16 protein-coding genes and 2 pseudogenes are annotated in these 19,577 nt (G+C 46.8%); 4 read left to right on the forward strand and 14 right to left on the reverse strand.

Annotated features, from left to right (window positions below; all coding sequences use genetic code 11):
* Positions 1 to 44: 44 nt before the first annotated feature.
* On the reverse strand, positions 45 to 3,038 hold the full coding sequence (gene fdhF, locus NST70_RS12275) for a formate dehydrogenase subunit alpha (RefSeq protein WP_017551324.1): 2,994 nt from the start codon (positions 3,036 to 3,038) through the stop codon (positions 45 to 47).
* A 129-nt stretch (positions 3,039 to 3,167) separates the two neighbouring features.
* Between fdhF and NST70_RS12280 the strand changes: the two genes are divergently transcribed.
* Positions 3,168 to 3,386 (forward strand): hypothetical protein, encoded by a 219-nt coding sequence (locus NST70_RS12280; protein ID WP_014097463.1) that lies wholly within the window; start codon positions 3,168 to 3,170, stop codon positions 3,384 to 3,386.
* 308 nt (positions 3,387 to 3,694) lie between these two features.
* On the opposite strand, the gene NST70_RS12285 is transcribed toward NST70_RS12280, so the two are convergent.
* The 6 genes and pseudogenes from NST70_RS12285 to NST70_RS12310 form a co-directional block, all read right to left on the reverse strand.
* Positions 3,695 to 4,993 carry a globin-coupled sensor protein gene (locus NST70_RS12285; protein ID WP_017551326.1) on the reverse strand — a complete coding sequence of 433 codons (1,299 nt, stop codon included), beginning with the start codon at positions 4,991 to 4,993 and terminating at the stop codon, positions 3,695 to 3,697.
* Between the two features lie 240 nt (positions 4,994 to 5,233).
* On the reverse strand, positions 5,234 to 5,467 hold the full coding sequence (locus tag NST70_RS12290) for a hypothetical protein (protein ID WP_014097459.1): 234 nt from the start codon (positions 5,465 to 5,467) through the stop codon (positions 5,234 to 5,236).
* 1 nt (position 5,468) lies between these two features.
* Positions 5,469 to 5,701, reverse strand: a pseudogene (locus tag NST70_RS12295) (hypothetical protein).
* Positions 5,698 to 5,925 (reverse strand): hypothetical protein, encoded by a 228-nt coding sequence (locus tag NST70_RS12300; RefSeq protein WP_014097458.1) that lies wholly within the window; start codon positions 5,923 to 5,925, stop codon positions 5,698 to 5,700. The pseudogene NST70_RS12295 and the gene NST70_RS12300 overlap by 4 nt, the downstream one beginning before the upstream one ends.
* The gene (locus NST70_RS12305; protein WP_014097457.1) at positions 5,922 to 6,836 is read right to left on the reverse strand and encodes an Rpn family recombination-promoting nuclease/putative transposase; all 915 of its coding nucleotides are present in this window, start codon (positions 6,834 to 6,836) and stop codon (positions 5,922 to 5,924) included. Before NST70_RS12305 ends, NST70_RS12300 begins: the two co-directional genes overlap by 4 nt.
* A gap of 210 nt (positions 6,837 to 7,046) precedes the next feature.
* Positions 7,047 to 9,143, reverse strand: a complete 2,097-nt coding sequence (locus tag NST70_RS12310) for a PBP1A family penicillin-binding protein (protein ID WP_014097456.1) — start codon at positions 9,141 to 9,143, stop codon at positions 7,047 to 7,049.
* 228 nt (positions 9,144 to 9,371) lie between these two features.
* On the opposite strand from NST70_RS12310, the gene NST70_RS12315 reads away from it, so the two are divergent.
* On the forward strand, positions 9,372 to 9,875 hold the full coding sequence (locus NST70_RS12315; RefSeq protein ID WP_014097455.1) for a universal stress protein: 504 nt from the start codon (positions 9,372 to 9,374) through the stop codon (positions 9,873 to 9,875).
* 298 nt (positions 9,876 to 10,173) lie between these two features.
* Positions 10,174 to 10,254 (forward strand): annotated as a pseudogene (locus NST70_RS12320) (YjcZ family sporulation protein); the annotation flags it as partial.
* A 139-nt stretch (positions 10,255 to 10,393) separates the two neighbouring features.
* Here the strand turns inward: NST70_RS12320 and NST70_RS12325 are convergent.
* From NST70_RS12325 to NST70_RS12355, 7 genes are all read right to left on the reverse strand, one after another.
* Positions 10,394 to 11,410, reverse strand: coding sequence for an oligopeptide/dipeptide ABC transporter ATP-binding protein (locus NST70_RS12325; protein WP_035184070.1), 1,017 nt, complete (start codon positions 11,408 to 11,410; stop codon positions 10,394 to 10,396).
* Positions 11,411 to 11,542: 132 nt separating this feature from the next.
* Positions 11,543 to 12,451, reverse strand: a complete 909-nt coding sequence (locus tag NST70_RS12330) for a C40 family peptidase (protein ID WP_046721102.1) — start codon at positions 12,449 to 12,451, stop codon at positions 11,543 to 11,545.
* Between the two features lie 163 nt (positions 12,452 to 12,614).
* Positions 12,615 to 14,225: a peptide ABC transporter substrate-binding protein gene (locus NST70_RS12335; RefSeq protein ID WP_014097451.1), complete on the reverse strand. Its 1,611-nt coding sequence runs from the start codon at positions 14,223 to 14,225 to the stop codon at positions 12,615 to 12,617.
* 97 nt (positions 14,226 to 14,322) lie between these two features.
* Complete coding sequence (locus tag NST70_RS12340; protein WP_017551332.1) at positions 14,323 to 15,330, reverse strand: ABC transporter ATP-binding protein; 1,008 nt, start codon at positions 15,328 to 15,330, stop codon at positions 14,323 to 14,325.
* Positions 15,331 to 15,335: 5 nt separating this feature from the next.
* The gene (locus NST70_RS12345; RefSeq protein ID WP_014097449.1) at positions 15,336 to 16,289 is read right to left on the reverse strand and encodes an ABC transporter permease; all 954 of its coding nucleotides are present in this window, start codon (positions 16,287 to 16,289) and stop codon (positions 15,336 to 15,338) included.
* 146 nt (positions 16,290 to 16,435) lie between these two features.
* A complete protein-coding gene (locus NST70_RS12350) occupies positions 16,436 to 17,365 on the reverse strand; it encodes an ABC transporter permease (RefSeq protein ID WP_061565851.1) in 930 nt (309 codons plus the stop codon).
* Positions 17,366 to 17,615: 250 nt separating this feature from the next.
* Entirely contained in the window at positions 17,616 to 18,320 is a 705-nt protein-coding gene (locus tag NST70_RS12355) for a gamma-glutamyl-gamma-aminobutyrate hydrolase family protein (RefSeq protein WP_014097447.1), read from the reverse strand.
* A 273-nt stretch (positions 18,321 to 18,593) separates the two neighbouring features.
* Between NST70_RS12355 and corA the strand changes: the two genes are divergently transcribed.
* Positions 18,594 to 19,544 carry a magnesium/cobalt transporter CorA gene (corA, locus tag NST70_RS12360; protein ID WP_014097446.1) on the forward strand — a complete coding sequence of 317 codons (951 nt, stop codon included), beginning with the start codon at positions 18,594 to 18,596 and terminating at the stop codon, positions 19,542 to 19,544.
* Positions 19,545 to 19,577: the final 33 nt, after the last annotated feature.

Raw genomic sequence — 19,577 nt, forward strand, 5'->3', positions numbered from 1 at the left:
TCACGGCCGGAACAGAGCCTTCCCGTCCGCGGATTTCTTTCTCATTACCGGCCCGTCCCGTTTGCCTGATCACCTTCGCCATATGCTTTTCCTCCCGGTGAAAATAATGCCGTGATCGGGATAAAGTCATCCCGCTTCCATTTTTCTTCCACTCTTACACTGATTTGCGGAATCCGATTGCCATAACGGTGGTTCACCTTTGGCAGCGGCGGTTTTCCTTTTTCCTCTAAAATCTCCATTTTTACGCCCATTTCTTTATAGTTCGGGGTATGGGTCACCCTGTCATGATAGCTGCTCGTCAGCCGGTTCACCATTTCATCCTCTTTCCGGGCGTTCATCGTTAAGTACAATTCTTTTCCTTGTACCCGCCCGGTCACAACGGCCCGTACTTTCACCTTTCCGTAAGGCGATGTCAGCCGTACAAGCGCCCCGTCTTTTATCCCCCGTTCACTTGCTGCCTCCGGTGAAATCTCAAGCCACGGCTCCGGCACTTTGTGATGGATGCCCGGAGAACGGTCCGTCAAATTCCCTTCATGGAACTGTTCCAGCAAGCGGCCGTTGTTAAGATGGTAATCAAATCCCTCCCCGGCTGAAAAAGGCGGTTCCCAGTCAACCGGTACCAGTCGGGCTTTACCGTCCGGAAAGGCAAAACGGTCTTGATATAGAAGCGGTGTGCTCGTACCGTCTTTTTTAACCGGCCATATTTGGCTGTTAAACCCTTCCAGTCTCTCGTAGCTGATGCCTGCAAAGTACTTTGCTAGGCTTGCCGCTTCTGCCATGATTTCGCCGGGGTGCTGGTAATGCCACTGGGCTCCCATTTTGTTCGCGAGCTCCTGAAAGATGACCCAATCCGGCTTCGATTCACCCATCGGTTCAAATACCTGGTAAAAGCGCTGGATGCGCCGTTCCGTATTTGTAAACGTCCCTTCTTTCTCAAGGCTCGGCGCAGCCGGCAGGATCACATCGGCAAATTGGGCCGTTTTGCTGAAAAACACATCCTGTACAACAAAAAAGTCGAGCTTTTCCAGATGTTCTTCCACAAAATTAATATTGGAATCAACGATCGCCATTTCTTCACCGAACAGGTAGAGGCCCCGGAGCTTGCCGCTTTTTATCCCGCCGATCATTTGATGATTGTCAAGCCCCGGGTTTTCCGGAAGTTTGACCCCCCAAGCCTTTTCGTACCGTTCCCTCACTTCATTATCTTCTACTGGTTCGTAGCCCGGGAACCAAGCGGGCATCGTTCCAAAATCACAGGCGCCTTGCACATTGTTGTGCCCTCTGAGCGGATATGCCCCCGTCCCAGGGCGGCCGTAATTACCGGTAACCAATAACAAGTTGGAAATGGCCGTGCTTGCATCCGTCCCGCATGTGTGCTGGGTGATGCCCATCGCCCAAAGAATGCATACGGATTTGGCTTCATGGATCATCGTTGCCATTTTGATTAAGTTCTCTTTCGAAATGCCGGTTTTCTCCTCGGCAAACGCCAGCGTGTATTTTTCCAGTGAAGCTCTGAACTTGTCTAGCCCTTTGACCCTGGCTTCAAGAAATGCTTTGTCTTCCCAGCCCTGATCGAGAATGTATTTTGTCACGGCGTTAAGCCAAATCAAATCTGTGCTTGGCTTCGAATGAATAAATAAATTGGCGCGGCTGGCCAGTTCGTTTTCCCTTAAATCGACGACCATAAGCTTTTGTCCATGCAATTTGTGCGCCCGTTTAATGCGTGTCGCAAGGACAGGATGGGATTCGGCCGGGTTCGCCCCCACCGTAACCACCAAATCCGCCTGCTGGATATCCCGGATGGTGCCGGAGTCCCCGCCAATACCAACGGTCCGCAAAAGCCCTGACGTTGCCGGCGACTGGCAGTAACGCGAGCAATTATCCAGATTATTTGTACCGATGATCGCGCGGGCGAATTTTTGAAAGAGATAGTTTTCTTCATTCGAACATTTAGATGAAGCAATAAAGCCAAGCGCGTCCGGCCCGTGCTGTTCTTTTATTTCCTGCAATTTGCTTGCGATCAGATTCAGGGCTTCATCCCAGCTTGCTTCAACAAATTCTTCCCCTTTGCGGATCAACGGCTTTGTTAAACGTTCTTCGCTGTTGACGAAGTCCCACCCGAACTTTCCTTTGACACATGTCGAGATGCCGTTTACTGGCGCATGTTCCTGCGGCTCGACTTTTAAAATGTGGCGCCCTTTTGTCCAAATTTCAAAACTGCAGCCGACACCGCAATAGGTGCAAACGGTTTTCGTTCTTTTGATTCTCGATTTTCGCATTGCCGCTTCCATTTCGGATATTGCAAAAATCTCTTTATATCCCGGTTCGACTTCTTTAGTGAGATCGATCATCGGCTCCAGCACTTTTTGCGGAATGCCGGTTAAATACCCTGCTTCCCCGAGCATGGACTTTTCCATAAGCGCATTGCACGGGCAGACCGTGACGCAATGGCCGCAAGATACACAAGAGGACTCATCGATGGGAACATCATTGTCCCAGATCACTCTTGGCACTTCCCGGTCCCAGTCAATCGTCAATGTTTCATTGACTTGCAAATCCTGGCAGGCCTCAACACATCTTCCGCAAAGAATGCACTGGTCCGGTTCATAGCGGTAAAAAGGATGGGATTGGTCCGGCGGGTAGGGTTTAGCTTCAAACTGGTATTTTTGATGCTCGATTTCAAGATGCTCGGCCGTGTTATGGACAACACAATTGCCATTATTGTTGTCACACACGGTGCAATAAAGCTCGTGGTTTTTCAGAATCCGTGACATTGCTTCATATTGGGCATCTTTTACAGGTTTGGAACCGGACTCCACTTCCATTCCCGGCTCTACCTTGGTTGCACATGCCCGCACCAGATTCCCGTTTACGTTCACAAAACAGGTATCACAAGTTTGAATCGATCCGAGATTCGGATGGTAACAGATCGCGGGGATGTACATATCGTGGGCGTTGGCCACTTCCAAAATCGTTTGCCCTTTACGCGCCGCCAGTTCTTGCCCGTTTATTCGAATCGAAAAGGTTGCTTCTTCCATCATCGGTCCCCCAATCATGCCTTTTTTATTAGGATTGCCAATTGACTTTCTTCTATAACTGATTTGGGATTGTTTCTTTACCATTTTGCGTATAATAAAAGTAGATTTTTTTAAAAAGGGGATCAAACCATGGAACAAGCGGAATTGTTTGAACGAATCAAAAACATGATTATCTCATCCACAAAAGAACCGAAATATACTGCACTGTCTACTGTCAAGCTTGCCGATCTATTTGACACGGACCCTCGTGAAATAGAGAGGGTCATCGGGGAATTGGTTGAAAAAGGAAAACTGAAGAAATCCAAACTTGAGGAACCGCCGCACGCGGAAATCTATTCCTTGCCTTGACTTGTCCCGCTCCCTGCATCCGGCAAAGCGGTTTCGAAAAAATGAAAAAACATGGGTGTAAGCTTGCATAAGCCGGCTTTGGATGCTACCTTTAAGAAAGGGAAAGCTGCAAACGGTTTAAATGGCCGGAGCATTTTGTGTGGGGGAGGGGAATCTATGAACGGGTTTATGAAAAAACAATATTTACCTATGATAATCGTTGCCATCGCCTTGGGCATTGTGATGGCCCCATTTGTTTTAAACTTGATTGCCTATCTTGCTTTGCGATAAATTTTATTGGTAGTTTCTGTTAAAAAAGCGGGAATTTTTCAGATTCCCGCTGCATTGTGGAGTTTTTCAGCCGCGGCCGCGACCCCGGCGCTGGCTGTTTCAATTTCTTTTACAGTATTGACGAGTTCTGCTATATGGCCTTGGACGGTTAAAGCAGTTTGTTTGCTTTGTTTGACCGTGGCGGTAATTTGCTGGAACGATTGCCCTGCCTCTTCCGCGCTGCCCAATCCGGAGTGAATGGCGCTGTCAACTTGGATTAAAGAATTTTTAACATCCAAATTGTATTGCCCTGAGGCGGATAACATCGATTGGATCTGCCCTGCCAGCTTTTTCGTCTCCTCTGATAACTTCCGGATTTCTTGAGAGACAATCGAAAATCCTCTACCATACTCTCCGGCCCGTGCTGCCTCGATGGCTGAGTTTAACGCGAGCAGGTTGGTCTGGTCAGCGATCTCTTTCACAGACAGCACCACATCTTCAATCTGGCGGGAAGAGTCGCTCAGATTCTCGATCGTTTCCATCATTTCTTTTGTACGGGTGGCAATCATTTTGACATCGCGGATCAGGATGCCCAGCTTTTTTTGCCCCTCTGCTGCCGATGACTCGGCATAGCTTGCTTCCCGGCTGCTCTCAATAGCCATTTCATCCGTTTTTTGCAGATTGAAACCTAAAGATTCTACCGAAGCTTGGGTTTCCTCTGCCAGCGCAACCAAACCTTCACTGATTTGTACCATTTGTTCTTTCAAATCGTGCTGCCCGTTTTGATACTGCTCATTCAGTCTCCTGATCGTCTCATTTTCGTAAGCTTCAAGAACGATTTGTTGTTCAAAACTCAATATTTTGCTGATGGCAGCCGAGATGATCCGGACTTCTTCTTTCCTGCCGATTTCTTGAAAAAGGATATCGTTCAAGACATTTTGAATATTTTGGAAAGAACCGATATACCAGCCGTGTTCAAGGCCGATCCGGTAATGCGTGCTTGCAATCTGCAAGCGTTTTTCGACAAAATTTTTGTTGATGTTGCCTTGAAACATTTCAATAAGATGGACCCTTAACGTTTTTTGGAGCCGCTCAACCGTACTGTGTTTTTCAATGATATCCCTCAGCTCCTGCACTTGCAAAATCGCATCATAAAAGGCCTTGACAATTTTGTCAATATATTTTTGTACAAGGGGTTGTGCACTTTTTATGATTTTTAAATCTTCTTCTGTCAGGTGAATCAATTTCAATCGTTCCGGAATGCCAGGTTGATCGAGATCGATGGAAACCTCCATTTTTTCTGCATTTTCCAATACGCTGCTGTGTTTATCTGATTTCAACTTATAATACAGACCCATTCTGCCTTCCCTCCTATCGATGCCAGTCAAAAATGAACATCAGATACGCCCCACCTATGTCTTTAGACCTATTATACAATAATTTTTCCTTATTTCTATCTTTTCAATAAAAGAATCGTTCCCCTTTTTCTGTTGAAGCATTGTATGAGTGAGCGGGGTGAGGAGGAATGGCACAAGTTCTGAAAGGGAGGGGCTTATGTATAAGCCCCTCCCTGTTTTTTCGGTGATGGTGAAAAGCATTTACGGCTCCTGCCCTTCTACCTGCCTTTTGATTTTCATGATCTCATCTTCACTCAAGCCGGATGCTTGGGCAATGAGTTTCACATCCACTTGATTTTTTAACAAATTGACAATAAATCTTCTTAACCTTTCTTCACCTTCTTCTTTCCCCTTCTTATACCCGCGGTCAAAGTAAGAATTCGGCAAGTCTAAGAAAACTTCTTTTCCATCCACACCGGGAAATTTGACTTCCATCTTATGAATACTCCAGTCGCTGTTTTATTTTTTCCACTTCTGTCTGGCTTAGGCCGGTCATCTCAACTATCAATTGTGGGTCCAGGCCATTCTTAAGCATCCTAACCACAATTGTTTGTAATAATTCCTTTCTCCCCTTTTCTACTCCTTCTTCTAATCCTTTTTATACCCGCGTTCAAAATAGGAGTTCGGCAATTTTAATACTTGCTCTGCTTCGTCATAGCTCAGGTTCAAGGCTTTTCCCCTTCTATCTGCCTTTTGATTTTCATGATCTCGTCTTCACTCAAGCCGGTTACTTCTGCAATGAGCTTCAAATCTAATTGCTTTTTTAACAAATTAGAAATAAATCTTTTTCTTAATCTTTCTTCACCTTCTTCCAATCCTTTCTTATACCCGCGGTCAAAATAGGAATTCGGCAATTTCAATACTTGCTCTGCTTCGTCATAACTCGGGTTCAAGGCTTTTCCCCTTCTATCTGCCTTTTGATTTTCATGATCTCGTCTTCACTCAAGCCAGATGCCTGGGCAATGACCTTCACATCCACTTGATTTTTTAACAAGTTGACAATAAATCTTCTTAATCTTTCTTCACCTTCTTCTCTTCCTTCCTCTTTCCCCTTCTTATACCCGCGATCAAAGTAAGAATTCGGCAATTTCAATACTTGCTCCGCCTCGTCCGGGTCCAGCATTTTAATGTTTTCCATTACTTCCGCCTCCTCTTTTTCGTTCAATTTTAAATAATAATCAAAGAAACCGTATAGCAGCCTCATTTTTGCAGGGTCGAGTTCCATCCGGGCCAGCATCCGCAGAAACTCCAGTTTGACCTGCACCCGTTCTTTTTCTGTATACCCCATTTTGCTTAATAATGCCGCGGCAACAGGGTTGTTGCTCCGGATATAATTTCTCCAATTTTGCTTCATCAGATGAATGGATAAATAGTGAAAACGAAGAATTTCAATGTTGTGGAACGCAAAGGTGTATGTATCAGGGGTTTCTGTTTTCTCCTCATAACTGAAGACGGCAATCGGCAATACCGGTTTCCGGTGCCGGAGACTGATCATCATGTAGTAACGAAACATGCGTTCAGGAAAAGGTTTCTCGTAATACGACTGCGGCTCTACATGGATGAGAATCACGGTGTCTTTCCCTTTTACCTTCGTTTCAGCAAGGATGTCAACCCGTTTTTGCTCACCGCCCGGAAAATCCGTAAACTGTTCCTGCGACAAAAACCGCACCCGACGGTAGTCGAGATCCGCTGAAAGATCCGGGAAAAACGCCTCCATAAACTCCTGAAAAAAGTTTTGGATCAGCTCCTTAAACAAACGATCATGCACGTGATAACCGGCATGTTTTTCCATTACCAATTCCAATGGCAGCACTCCTTTTCTTATTTTTCAGTTTTATTTTATAGGACAAAAGTCCGTTTTTCAAGTACTTTTCACTCTCGCAAGCTGCCGAGTTTAACGGCAAACAGGGGAAAAACATGCAGTCCCCGCAATCCTTTTTAAAAGCAATCAATCATTAAAGCCGAAATGTCTCACCTTGATGGAAGACATTTCGGCTTTATAAGTGTGTACTGTTTATTGACCAAGAATCCCTTTCAGCTGCTTTTTAATCTTATCTGTCGCACCTTTCCAAAATCCTTGGTTATCCTCAATTTTTTTCTGCAATTTATCGGCTTGTTCTTTTATCGCTTCATCGATGTTTTGCAGTTTTTCTTTTAACGGGTTACCGTTTTCCTTCTGGTCATTGATGGATTCCACCCCGAAGTCACCCGGTTTTGTATATTTCAGTGTGGCATTCATCACACCATTGAAAACCGGCACAATGCCCTGTTCACTCAGACCGTATAAATAATGGTTCCGGTCTGTCTGGTCATATCCCATCCAGACCACCCCGACAAGATTTGGCGTATAGCCCGCAAACCATTGATCCATTGTACCGTCGACCCCGCTGAACGGCAATTGGGTGGAGCCTGTTTTTCCGGCAATTTTATAGCCGGGGACCGCTACCCCTTTGCCGGTTCCGGATTCCACAACGTTCAGCAGCATAGATGTCATTTCCTGGGAAACTTTTTTCGATATGACCCTTTCCTGCTTGTCTTTATGCTCTGCCAAAACTTTTCCGGTCGGGCTCACGATTTTTGTAATGATGTGCGCTTCGGAACGTTTTCCGTTGTTTGGAAACGTGGTGTAGGCCTCTGCAATGTCTTCGGGGGAAACGCCGTTTTGAATATTCCCGAGCGCAATGCCGAGCTGCTTATCCTTCTTTGTGACCGGGATGCCGAATTTTTTCGCCGACTCGTACCCTTTTTCCACCCCGATTTTATTCAACAGCCAGACAGCAGGAAGATTAAGCGATTTTTCGACCGCCATGTACATCGGCACTTTACCGAGATATTGGTTGTTATAGTTTTTCGGCGCATAACCGCCTTTAAACGTCATTTCTTTATCTTCTAGCATCGAGTCGGGGCTGTACCCTTCTTCAAGCGCCGGCGTATAAACGGTAATCGGCTTCATGATCGATCCGGGTTGCCGTTTCAGCTGCGTTGCCCTGTTGAAGCCGCGGAATACTTTTTCTCCCCTTCCTCCGACAAGCCCGCGGACGCCGCCGGTTGACGGATCTACAAGTATTGCGCCGCTTTGGATGATCTGACCGGATGTGCCGGAAGGAAAGAGTGATGATTTCTGGTAAACATTTTCCAATGCTTTTTGAATATTTTGATCCATGGCGGTATAAATTTTATACCCTCTTGTTAAGATCTCTTCCTGTGTCAGTCCATACTGATCGATTGCCTCGTCCAGCACCGCATCGACGTAATACGGGTATTTGCCTGTCAGTGCATCTGTTTTTTTATCTTTTAGCACAAGCTTTTCGCTTTTTGCCTGTTTATACTCGGATTGCGTGATCATCCCGTACTCTTTCATGGCGAAAAGCACGACATTACGGCGGTGAATGGCGCGTTTATAATGACGGTACGGGTCGAGTGCATTCGGTGAATTAACAAGGCCCGCCAAAGTTGCCGATTCGGATAAGTCCAGATCTTCCACGTCTTTTCCAAAATATTTATTGGCCGCTTTTTCAACACCCCAGGCGCCTTCCCCGAAATAGACCTGGTTTAAATACATCTCCAAAATTTCTTTTTTTGTGTAATGCTTCTCAATTTCAATCGCCAAAAAAAGCTCCTGAATTTTCCTTTTTAATGTCCGTTCCGGGGAAAGCAGCGCATTTTTCGTTAACTGCTGGGTAATGGTGCTTCCCCCGGCAGCCGCCCCTCCGATCCGGATATCTTTTAAAAGCGCGCTCAAGGTACCGATGATATCAAACCCATGGTGTTTGTAGAAACGGTGGTCTTCGATGGCTACCACCGCATTTTGCAGGTCTCCCGGCATTTTTTTAATCGATACGCCTTCCGAGCGGTTTGCCGAAATTCTGCTTGCTGTGTCCCCGTCTTTGTCATAAATAACGGTCGTCTGTTCCAGCCCTTTTTTTAACTGCCCGACATTCGCGCTTTTTGCATAATAAGCAAAAAAAGCTAAAAAGCCAAGCAATGAAAGAGAAGCTGCCAGAATGATGATTTGAGTCATATGGGCTCTTTTCCAAATTTTTTTGAACCCGTCCCAAAACACCCGGAAATAAGGTTTGATTTTATCTATATAAGGTTTGAATTTGTTCATATCTGTTGATGTCCTCATCTTTCCCCAATCTGTAAACCTTCTATCTCAAACACCATGCTGATTTGCCCTTTAGCAAAAGGATATTATGAATGGCCGGAAAAATCAATGACAACTATAGAAAATACAGTGCTTTAAAACCGTAAAAATGCACTGAAACCGTTTTTTTCCTTCTGGTTCCGGGTAAAGAAAAGAGGGTGTTTCAAGCCATACATGAAAGGATGATGGTACATGTACAAGCATATTGCCATTGCATACGATGACTCAGAGGGGAGCCGGAAAGCGCTGGACAGAGCCTGTTCATTGGCCCTTGCCTTAAGAGATATAAAATTATCCGTTGTCCACGTGAACCAGGAAAGTGAAGTGGCAGCACCGGTACCGGATGAAAACATCGGCGTGCCGCCAACCATTTCCGTGCCGGGGCTGGACGGTCGGGTTTACCCGGTTGACCCACCGCCGGTTGATGAACCTTCCACACAGCAATTCATCTTAAACGATGCGGAGGAAGTCATGAATCATGCCCGCGAATTATTAGATGCAAAAGGGGTCAAAGCCGATACCCATATTTTAGAAGGCAAGGTGGCCGACAGCATCATTGATTTCGCCCGCAACGAGAATGTAGACTGCATCATTACTGGAAGCAGCGGAAAAAATGCTGTGAAAAGTCTATTCATTGGAAGTGTGAGCAAAAGCCTTGTAAAAAATGCGGAGGTGGATGTGCTTGTCGTGAAATAACCAACCATCGGCACCGCTAATGGCAAAAATGGAAGGGAAACAACTATTTTGACAATAGACAAAAAATTGTATCCCTATAAACGATAACAGATTGGCAAACATGATCGCATTCTGGTGGAAAACCGTGGCGGACGTACAGGAAAGTCGCAATTCCAGAATGCTTTTTTGTATTCTTTGATAAACGTCCAAACTTCTGTCTTCCGTCTTGCATACATTAACATTGCATGACGGAAAGATGGAGGTGAAAAATATGGGCTTTTGGGGCTGCGGATACGGCGGCTATGGCGGTGGCTATGGCGGCGGATACGGCAACAGCTTTGCGCTGATTGTTGTACTGTTTATTCTGCTGATTATTGTAGGTGCCGCATACCTGTTCTAAGAACCGAGGCCCGGCCTTATTGGGCTTGGGCCCGGCTTCTTTTTCCCAAACGCTTATAAGAAAACCATTCGTACGGTTTCTACATACCACTCCCGCGCTGTTCCACCGGCTTGCCGCAGCTGCATGTCTTTTCAAACAATCAAACTTTTCCTACCTGATTTGCACTGGAAGAAACGGTTGCTGCCGGACTGCCCTTTCCATCGTAAAGATGACATGCGACATAATGGTGGTCTTCAATCTCCAGCCATTCCGGTTTTACACTTGCACATATATCCATTGCTTTCGGGCATCTTGTCCGGAATACACACCCGCTCGGCGGCGTAACCGGGCTCGGGATTTCCCCTTTTAAAATAATTCTTTCCCTTTTATCTTCAATTTTCGGATCCGGAATCGGAATGGCCGACAGCAACGCTTCCGTGTAAGGATGCAGCGGTTTGCGGTACAGGCTCTTGCTCTCCGTCAATTCGACTAGATGGCCGAGATACATGACGCCGATCCGGTTGCTGATATGCTTTACCATCGATAAATCATGGGCAATAAACAAGTAGGTGAGGTTTTTTTCCCTTTGCAGTTTTTTCAATACATTGACAACCTGGGCCTGGACAGAAACATCCAGTGCGGAAATCGGCTCATCGCAAATCACAAACTCCGGGTCAAGCGCGAGCGCCCTTGCAATCCCGATCCGCTGCCGCTGCCCCCCGCTGAATTCATGCGGGTACCGGCCTGCATGCTCTCTGTTTAGCCCGACTTCTTCGAGCAATTCATATATTCTTTCAAGCTCTTCACGTTTGTTTTTATAAATGCCATGGACTTCAAGCGGTTCAGCAAGGATCTCGCGGACAGTGGAACGGGGATTCAGAGAAGCATACGGATCCTGAAAAATCATTTGGACATTTCTTTTCATCAGAAAACGCTCCCGCTCATCCAGTGCGTGGATATCTTTGCCGCCGTAAAGGATTTGCCCTTCAGTTGGGGTGTAAATCCCCATCATCAGCCGCCCTGCCGTCGATTTTCCGCATCCCGATTCCCCGACAAGCCCGAACGTTTCCCCTTTATAAATATCAAAAGAAAGATCGTCCACCGCTTTTAAAAATTGTTTCTTCCCAATCTCAAAATATTTTTTGACATGCTTGACTTCCAACAGTTTTTCCATCATGGTGCACTCCCTTCACTCGGCTGCTGTAACCCGTATTGCTTTTGCGGCAGGTTTGCCGCATTCTTCCGGCCACCAACGCCGCTCTGCACTTCATTCGCAACCAGTTGCGTTGCGGTTTCCCATTGCGCGGCTTTACATCCAGTAACGCCGCGCACAGCATAGTTCTTTTTCGTAAATCGTTCCTTCCATATCCAGCAGTTCAACAGGCCGGCCTGTTTTCGGCGAGTGGAGTAGCTTCCCCTCCCCCGCATAAATCCCGACATGGTGGATGACGCCTCTTCCTTCCTCATGGGCAAAAAATAAAAGATCGCCGGGTGCGATGCTTCCAAGCGGGACGGCTGCTCCTCCTTTTGCCTGTTCATGGGCGTCACGGGCAATGGTCCTGCCTGTCGCAGCAAGCACCATCGTATAGGAAAATCCTGAGCAGTCATAGCCATATCCGCTCATGCCGCCCCATAAATACGGCAGGCCGAGAAACATTTTTCCGGCGTCAAGCATATACCTGTTCTGGCTGCCGGGACTGCTCCCTTTCAACTGCACATCTTGTTTTTTGAGCGATGCCGGTTTCCCGTGCACCGTTTTTACAACGAACTGGTCCTTTGTTTCATCCACTACAAAAAAACGTGTTTGAAAGCTCACTTCAAATAAAGGGAGTTGATTTTCATCATAGAGCATTGCAAATGGTTTTTTGACGGCACAAACAGCAGCATCTTGCGGCCATCCTTCTCCCTGCTTCAGCTGGCAGCGGGGAACCCAGCCGGGATAGCCGTCCGGATGTTTGCTGGAACGCTGTTCCGGAACAGAAATATACGCCCACTTCCCCTCTGTTTTGTGGACAATGACTTTCAGGCCGTAGAGCACCTGTGTCTGGATTTTATTTTTCCGCCAAAGTTCGTGCCGCTGTTCCAATGAGAGTCCGGTGAGCCACTGCTTCATATTCGCCGGGTTCCGGAGGGCTTCTTCGTCTCCGGCACCCGGTGATTGTGCGGAAGTCCAAACGGTGGCGACAGGGGTATCTACCAAATAAACTTGCTTTCCCATGTTCAACCCCCTTTCCCTCAGATTTCCATGTTGGGCAGTATCAAGCGGGAACTCCCCCGCTTGATACTGCCCATTCTTTTCCATTCGTCCAGACAGCCGGGCTGCGGATAATGCCTGCCATATGGCTCTCATGGGCAAACCGTCCCCTGCCAAAAACAGAACATTATTTTACATTGGCCCATTTCAGTTCAAGATAGCCGACAGGGTGGCGGACAATGCCTGTTACATGATCTTTTTGCAAAAATACCTGGTTGTAAAAATAGAGCGGGAAGATCGGCATGTCGTCAAACAGAATTTTTTCCGCTTCGTGCATCAGCTCGTAACGTTTCGTTTCATTGGTTTCATTTTTTGCCTGCTGGATCAACTGGTCATATTTCTTATTGCCCCATCCAGTCCTGTTCATCGCTTGCCCGGTTGTGAAGCTTTCGAGGAAGTTAATCGGATCCCCGTAATCAGCAAGGAATGAACTGCGGGACAATTGGAATTTCAATTTTTTCTGCTCAGCCTGGAAGACATTCCATTCCATATTGGCAAGTTTTACCTGGATGCCGAGATTTTCTTTTAGCATCTGTTGGATTGTTTCAGCAATTTTTTTATGAACCGGGTCCGTGCTGTAAGTGAGGGTGACCTCAGGCAGTTTCGTATACCCCTCTTCTTGCATTCCCTTTTTCAGGAGGGTTTTCGCTTCTTTTGCATTTGAAGTATACAAATTGCCTCCTTTTTTCCGGAAGTCGTTGCCGTCAGGTTCGGTAAACCCGTAAGAAACAAAACCGTAAGCCGGCTTTTCATCATTTTTTGTGACATATTTGACAATTTGTTTCTGGTCAATGGCCATCGCGAATGCTTTCCGGATATTTTTATTCTGGAACGGTTCTTTATTGACATTAAACCGGTAAAAATAAGTGCCGGCCTGGTCCTCTACTTTCACTTTTCCTTCCTTAAACAGCCGGGCTGCCATATCTGCAGGAACATCTGAAACATCCAGTTCCCCGTTTTGGTACATTTGGTATTCAGTGTTCGGATCGTCAACCTCCGCCCATTTCACTTTATCAAGTTTTACATTTTTGGCATCCCAATAGTTTTCATTTTTTTCCATGATGAAATGATCATCGTGTTTCCATTCTGTGAGCTTAAACGGCCCGTTCGAAACATACGTTTTCGCTTCTGCAAACCATTTCGGATTTTTTTCTGCCACTTTCTCGTTGATCGGGAAGAAAGCAGGGTTTGCGATGACGTTCAGAAAATAAGATTGCGGCCCGGTTAACGTGACTTCCAGTGTTTTGTCATCGGCCGCTTTCACTTTGACGCCGTCTTTTGATCCTTTTCCGGTGTTATACGCCTCCCCGCCTTCAATAAAGTATCCTAAAAATGCGGCAGGCGAAGCAGTTTTCGGGTCGAGCATTCTTTTCCACGCATATTCAAAATCACCCGCTGTCACCGGATCCCCATTTGACCATTTTGCATTGTCCCGGAGGTGGAACGTATACGTCTTGCCTCCATTTGTGACATCCCAGCTTTTTGCAATCGCAGGGTGCGGCTTATTGTCTTTGCCGAGGCGGACAAGCCCTTCCATTAAATTGTTCAGTGCATTCCATGAAACGGAATCGAACCCGATTGGCGGGTCAAATGAGGTGGGCTCAGACCCATTGTTTAAATTTAATACCTTTTCTTTGCTGCTTCCACCCGGACTGTTTTTTGAGCTTGACTGGCTCGTACAGGCAGCAAGCGAAGCAATAAGCGCCAAACTGACAATCATACTCCAAAATTTCTTCATACATTTCCCCCTTTTCTTTTCCGCATTGCGGGCAGCCCTGACCCGTTTGTCCCCCTTGCAGTATCTGGGCGCCGTAAATGCCTGTTTTCTATTTCATCTACAGGCGTACACCCGTAGTTGAAAACGCAAATTTTGCCCGTTCGTCCTGCAGCCAACAATAAACCTGATGGGAAGCTGATTTTTTCGTGCGAAAAGGTTCCACACGGCTGCATACTTCCATTGCCATTGGGCATCTCGCCGTAAACGGGCAACCGGGAGGCGGCGCAAATAAATCCGGCGGCGTACCGGGAATCGGAATCAGTTCTTCCTCTTCCATATCAAGCCTTGGGACCGAGTTTAGCAATCCTTTTGTATAAGGGTGTTCCGGATGATAAAAGATTTCTTCTCTTGTGCCGGTTTCGACAATCTTACCGGCATACATCACCGCTATCCGGTCGGCAACCTGGGCCACAACACCGAGGTCGTGCGTGATCAAAATAATGGATACGCCCGTCTCCCGCTGGATTTTCTTAAACAGTTCAAAAATCTGCGCTTGAATGGTGACATCCAAAGCAGTAGTCGGTTCGTCCGCGATAATGATCTCCGGATTGCAAATCAAAGCCATCGCAATCATGATCCGTTGGCGCATGCCGCCGCTGAACTGGTACGGGTATTGTTTTAACCGTTCATGCGGGCTCGGAATGCCGACCATGTGCAACATGTCAATGACCGTTTTTTTCGCTGCCTCGCGGGATAGATTTTGATGCTCCTGAACCGCTTCAAGCAACTGGTTCCCGATGGACAAAGTTGGGTTCAGACCTGTCATCGGATCCTGGAAGATCATGGAGATTTCCGCCCCGCGGATTTTCCGCATTTGCTTTTCGCTGTATTTTAAAATATCCGTTCCTTTAAAGTGGATCGAGCCGCTTAATTGTTTCACATTATTATTGGGAAGAAGCTTGAGGATCGCTTGCGATGTCACGCTTTTGCCGCATCCGGATTCACCGACAATGGCAAGCGTCTCGCCTTTGTTTAAATAAAAGTTCACCCCGCGCACAGCCTGCACCGTTCCGCCGTATGTCGAAAACGAAACGTGCAGGTCTTCCACTTCCAGAATCTTGTTCATTTCCGTCACCTCCTCAGCTTCGGATCGAGCGCATCCTGCAGCCCGTCGCCAAGCACATTAAATGCGAACATCGTCAGCGAAATAAAGAATGCCGGGAAAAATAAGCGCCACCACTCGCCCGTTAAAATCGCCGACAACCCGTCATCCGCCATCACGCCCCAGCTCGCATGCGGCGCCTGAACCCCCAATCCTAAAAAACTGAGGAATGCTTCACTGAAAATGGCACTTGGCACGGTCAGCGTCATTTGGACAATAATTGGGCCCATTGTATTGGGGAGCAGGTGTTTGCGGATGATCCGTGACGTTTTGGTGCCGAACGTTTTGGAGGCCATTACAAATTCATAGTTTTTTATCTGTAATACCTGGCCGCGGACAATCCTGGCCATGCCGACCCATCCTGTTACGGTAAGCGCAACAATAATTGTGCCGAGCCCCGGCCCCATCACAACCATCAACAAGATCACAACAAGCAAATAAGGAAGGCCGTACAGCACTTCAATAATCCGCATCATCACTTGGTCGGTGCGACCGCCTTTGTAACCTGCAATACCGCCGTATATCACCCCAATGAAAAATTCAATGATAGCCGCCATAAACCCGACAAACAGCGAAATACGCGCGCCATACCATGTTCTTGAAAACATATCGCGTCCGAGCTGGTCGGTCCCGAACCAATGCTCCTTGGAGGGCGGCAAATTCTGGTTCGTTAGTGACAGTTTCGTCACGCTTTCAGGTGCAATCAGCGGGCCGATGATGGCCATCATGATCAAAAGAATCAGCACGACAAGGCCGAGCATCGCGAGCTTATTTTTGGCAAGCCGGTTCCATACATCATGCCAGTATGATATGCCCGGCCTGACAACGGCTTCCTGCATTCCGGCTTCTTTCTTTTTCGGGACAAACCATTCATCCGGAATCTCTGAAATGGTATCCACTCTATCCTGATTGGCTGTTTGCAAGATGTCCACCCCTTATTGCTCTATTTTATGCACCAGATTTTGTGAATCGGGACGATGGTTGTTTTTGCTCGCCTGCACCTTGTGTTACGAAAAGCCAAGGCCCGATACTTATGTAAAGCCGGGCTGCTTCTTTTCGAAACCAGGGCTCACTGTTCTTTTTTATGTAATTTGATCCGCGGATCGAGAATGCCGTACGCGATATCCACGAGAAACAGCATAATAATCAAAAAAATGCTGTAAAATACGGTTGTCCCCATGATGACAGGATAATCCCGATTATTGATGCTTTCGACAAAATACTTTCCCATGCCCGGAATGGAGAATATTTTTTCAATGACAAAGCTTCCCGTCAAAATGCTCGCCGTCAATGTCCCTAAAATGGTAATAACCGGCATCAGCGCATTTCTGAGGGCATGTTTGATGATAATTTTAACAGGAGAAAGACCTTTTGCACGGGCGGTTTTGATGTAATCCTGCGTCAGCACTTCCAATAGGCTTGACCTTGTCAGGCGGGCGATGATGGCCATCGGGCTGACTGACAAGGCGGCAGTTGGCAGGATCATATGCGCCGGGGATGTCCACGTTGCAGCCGGCAGGATTTTCAGATTGACCGCAAACTCCTGGATTAACATCGTTGCCAGAATAAAGTTCGGAATCGAGATGCCAAGCACGGCGATGGTCATCGCCAGATAGTCGATGATGCCGTTATGTTTTAATGCAGCAAAAACGCCAAGCACGATGCCGGATAAAACCGCAACCAGAAGTGCTGTCATACCAAGTTCGAATGAAACCGGAAAGCCCCTGCCCAGCATGTCGTTTACCGTCTGGGACGGCTGTTTGATGGACGGGCCGTAATCAAATAAAAGAATGGATTTCACATAATACAAATACTGGATATAAACCGGCTGATCCAGATGGTACTGCGCCTCCATATTTCTTTGCACGGCTTCGGATGTATTGCGTTCTTGGTTAAAAGGCGATCCCGGAATGGCCTGCATCATGATAAAAGTCAGGGTGGTGATCACCCACAGTGTGACAACCATGGCGGCAAGCCTTTTGAGTACATACTTTGCCATACGCAGACACCTTCTCACGTTTAAAATGGGCATACTGTTGTGGTATATTTTTATTATTAAATAAATAGACGAAAAATTCAATAGCGTTCAATATTTATTTTAATTCCACAATAGCAATATTTTCGGAATACAGGAAGCGCTTTTATTTTTTCTTGTTCTCCACCGGTAGAAGACAGGAGTTAAGCAAGCGCCTGCAAATTTTCCGGTTTAAAAAATACGAGGAGGCAAGCATTTCATAACAGCAAACGGACTAAACGGTTTTACAGGAAGCGATAAAGGCGGAAAATATTTTCAAGGAAACAGGATCCTTTATGGCGGCCAAAGCTTCAGGATGCCACTGAACGCCAATCATAAAACGGGCATTGCGATTTTCCACCGCTTCAATGATTCCATCAGGCGCACGAGCAGAAACCATAAGCGGCGCTTTCACGGTCCGGACTGCCTGGTGATGAAAAGAGTTTACTTTCATCGTTTCGCTTCCGGCCCATTTTTCCAGTAAACTTCCCGGCAAAACATGGACCGTGTGGGAAAGATGGGAACGGGCGGCCCGCTGTTTGTGCTGCAACAGCGGGGGTTTTCCCTGGCTGTAAATATCCTGGAACATATCCCCGCCGGATGCAACAGCGAGAATCTGGATGCCCCTGCAAATGGCGAGAATCGGCACATCCGCCTGAATCGCAAACCGGCATAGCGCAATCTCAAATGCATCGCGGCCGGGCTCAATTTCACCGAGCCCCGGAACCGGCTCTTCCCCGAACCAGGATGGATCTACATCACCTCCCCCGGAAAGCAGAATTCCGTCCGTTTTGGACAATAATAAAGGGATGTCCGCTTCACCGCCGGCCGGAAGCAATACCGGGACGCCGCCCGCCATGCGGACAGCCTTGATGTAGTCATCAGCCAAATACTGGGAAGTCTGATTGGCACTGCATGTAATGCCGATCACCGGTTTCATTTTTCATCATCCTTTCGCATTTTTTGTATCAACAGCACGGGCGCCTGTCTTTGCGCCCGGTTTTTCTGCCAGGCCCAGCGTGAATGGCCGTGACGTTTATGTTCTTGCTGCTTTCGATATCGCGGATGCCCTTCTTTTTTCGCGCCCGTTATCCCGAAAAAAAGACGAGCGAATTGCCTTTCATTTTGATTTAATGCAAGGCCGTCTGCGACATAGTAAAATAATGCTAAACGGACGATTGGCAAACCTCATGTGAAAAGGATGTGCCTTTTTATGATACATATTATGGCGATGACAAAAGAAAATGTACTGAAAGCCCCCGCTTCCATTGAAGAATTGGAAGGGACCAGCTGGAAATGGTATTGGATTGATTTCGACCAGCCTTCACAAGAAGAAATATTAAAACTGCGCCATCCGCTCGGTTTCCATCCGCTGGCCATCGAAGACTGTATTCATAAGCTGCAACGGCCGAAACTGAATGATTACGAAGACCATGTCTTTTTTGTATTCCAAAGCCTGAATCCCGACAGGCTGCAGAAAGAAGAATTGAACCTGTTTCTCGGGGAGCATTTTGCCGTGACCTTTCACCATCTCCCGTCAAAAGAAATCAGCGAAGTGCGGGATAAGCTGAAAAAAACGGATAAACCGGGCAAATGGGGGCCGGCCATTATTCTTTATGAAGTACTGGACAAGATTGTCGATCAATATTTTCCTTATTTGTATAAGATTGAAGACCGTCTGAATGAAATTGAAGATAACTCAAAAAATGAATCGATGGAGGATCTGCTTACAAGCCTGTATTCAACGAGGCATGATTTGCTTGTGTTAAGGAATACGATTATGCCGATGACGGATCTTGTGTACCGGATGCTGAATTCCCATACGATTCCAGGCATTCAGGAAAAACGCGCGTATTTTCATGATATCCATGACCACTTGCTGAAACTATCCGGGATGGTGGAGTCCAATCGTGAGTTTACGACCGATATCCGGGACAGTTATTTGTCTTTAAACTCACACCAAACGAACCGGGTAATGAAGATTCTTACCATTTTCACTACGATTTTTATGCCTTTAACTTTTATTGCAGGGGTGTACGGCATGAATTTCAAATATATGCCCGAACTGGAATGGAAATACGGTTATTTCGCTACCCTTATTGTCATGTTTCTGATCGGCGCCGGCATGACTTACTGGTTTTTCAAAAAAGGCTGGCTGAAATGAATTTGCAAACACCCCGCATCCGCCCAGAATAAA

This window comes from Weizmannia sp. FSL K6-0777 (assembly GCF_038593185.1).
Classification (GTDB): domain Bacteria; phylum Bacillota; class Bacilli; order Bacillales; family Bacillaceae_C; genus Weizmannia; species Weizmannia faecalis.